2 rRNA genes (1 of these 2 running past the window's edge) are annotated in these 2,500 nt (G+C 54.2%); both read right to left on the bottom strand.

Features of this window, described 5'->3' with window-relative positions:
* Positions 1-360: 360 nt before the first annotated feature.
* Positions 361-475: ribosomal RNA gene (gene rrf, locus AASM09_RS01665) — 5S ribosomal RNA — on the bottom strand.
* A gap of 125 nt (positions 476-600) precedes the next feature.
* A 23S ribosomal RNA gene (locus AASM09_RS01660) occupies positions 601-2,500 on the bottom strand; it runs 979 nt beyond the window's last position.

The following is a 2,500-nucleotide window of genomic DNA, read 5'->3' as shown; positions in this document are numbered from 1 at the left end:
AGATACCTGCGCATACTTTCAAAGATCAGGGGAAGTGGCCTCAGCGCCGTTCCCGTGTGCTGCGAAGTTTCCTTCGTAGCGAGCCGCCCATTATAGCCGGCTTTTCCGCTTCGTCAACACCTTTTTTCAAGGCCGTCTCACCGGAGTGGACGTTGTTGCCGATGCTGCTTCGTCGTTGGGCCCGAGGGCCTTTCGTCGTTGCGAGCCGCCTATTATGGCAGGCCTTTCAGCTTTGTCAACAACTTGTTTGAGGAACTTGAAGTTCTTCGTGAAGTTGTTGCCGCAAGTCCAGGTCAAAACCGGGTACCTGCAAAAAAAGGAAAACCCCGCTGCGCATGCAGCGGGGTTCTCGGGTATAAACCCTGGCGATGACCTACTCTCGCATGGCTTGAGCCACACTACCATCGGCGCAGCTGCGTTTCACTTCCGAGTTCGGGATGGGATCGGGTGGTTCCACAGCGCTAATTTCACCAGGGAGGCTTTTGGAGCGTCGCACTCGTCCCGGGGGACAAGGCGCCAGCCTCGCATAGTTCTTGTGACGTAGCGTGCACTTGGATGCTCTTACGACGTTGTCGTAAAGCCAAGGCAACTTGAGGTTATATGGTCAAGCCGCACGGATCATTAGTATCAGTTAGCTCAATACATTGCTGTACTTACACACCTGACCTATCAACCACGTAGTCTACATGGTTCCTTCAGGGGGCTTGTGCCCCGGGAGATCTCATCTTGAGGCGCGCTTCCCGCTTAGATGCTTTCAGCGGTTATCGCTTCCGAACATAGCTACCCGGCAATGCCACTGGCGTGACAACCGGAACACCAGAGGTTCGTCCACTCCGGTCCTCTCGTACTAGGAGCAGCCCCTCTCAAATCTCCAACGCCCATGGCAGATAGGGACCGAACTGTCTCACGACGTTCTGAACCCAGCTCGCGTACCACTTTAAATGGCGAACAGCCATACCCTTGGGACCGACTACAGCCCCAGGATGTGATGAGCCGACATCGAGGTGCCAAACACCGCCGTCGATATGAACTCTTGGGCGGTATCAGCCTGTTATCCCCGGAGTACCTTTTATCCGTTGAGCGATGGCCCTTCCATACAGAACCACCGGATCACTAAGTCCTAGTTTCCTACCTGCTTGATCCGTCGATCTTGCAGTCAAGCACGCTTATGCCTTTGCACACAGTGCGCGATGTCCGACCGCGCTGAGCGTACCTTCGAGCTCCTCCGTTACTCTTTAGGAGGAGACCGCCCCAGTCAAACTACCCACCATACACGGTCCCCGACCCAGATAATGGGCCCAGGTTAGAACGTCAAGCACGACAGGGTGGTATTTCAAGGATGGCTCCACTGCAGCTAGCGCCACAGTTTCATAGCCTCCCACCTATCCTACACAGACGAACTCAACGTTCAGTGTAAAGCTATAGTAAAGGTTCACGGGGTCTTTCCGTCTTGCCACGGGAACGCTGCATCTTCACAGCGATTTCAATTTCACTGAGTCTCGGGTGGAGACAGCGCCGCTGTCGTTACGCCATTCGTGCAGGTCGGAACTTACCCGACAAGGAATTTCGCTACCTTAGGACCGTTATAGTTACGGCCGCCGTTTACTGGGGCTTCGATCAAGAGCTTCGCCTTGCGGCTGACCCCATCAATTAACCTTCCAGCACCGGGCAGGCGTCACACCCTATACGTCCACTTTCGTGTTTGCAGAGTGCTGTGTTTTTGATAAACAGTCGCAGCGGCCTGGTTACTGCGACCCTCTTCAGCTATAGCTCGCACGAGCCACCAAAAGGGTGCACCTTCTCCCGAAGTTACGGTGCCATGTTGCCTAGTTCCTTCACCCGAGTTCTCTCAAGCGCCTGAGAATTCTCATCCTACCCACCTGTGTCGGTTTACGGTACGGTCTGCGTAAGCTGAAGCTTAGGAGCTTTTCCTGGAAGCGTGGTATCAGTGACTTCGCCATAAAGGCTCGTCTCGGTGCTCGGTCTTAAAGGATCCCGGATTTGCCAAAGATCCAAACCTACCGCCTTTCCCCAGGACAACCAACGCCTGGTACACCTAACCTTCTCCGTCCCTCCATCGCACTTACGCGAGGTGCAGGAATATTAACCTGCTTCCCATCGACTACGACTTTCGTCCTCGCCTTAGGGGCCGACTCACCCTGCGCCGATTAACGTTGCGCAAGGAAACCTTGGGCTTTCGGCGTGCGGGTTTTTCACCCGCATTATCGTTACTCATGTCAGCATTCGCACTTCCGATACCTCCAGCAGACTTCTCAATCCACCTTCAACGGCTTACGGAACGCTCCTCTACCGCGCATAACAAAGTTATGCACCCCAAGCTTCGGTTCTGTGCTTAGCCCCGTTAAATCTTCCCCGCAGACCGACTCGACCAGTGAGCTATTACGCTTTCTTTAAAGGGTGGCTGCTTCTAAGCCAACCTCCTGGCTGTCTGTGCCTTTCCACATGGTTTTCCACTTAGCACAAAATTTGGGACCTTAGC

This window comes from Stenotrophomonas maltophilia (genome assembly GCF_039555535.1).
In the GTDB taxonomy this organism is placed as follows: Bacteria; Pseudomonadota; Gammaproteobacteria; order Xanthomonadales; family Xanthomonadaceae; genus Stenotrophomonas; species Stenotrophomonas maltophilia_Q.
The sequence above is the reverse complement of the archived record's forward strand: the minus strand, read 5'-3'. Positions and strand labels throughout refer to the sequence as shown.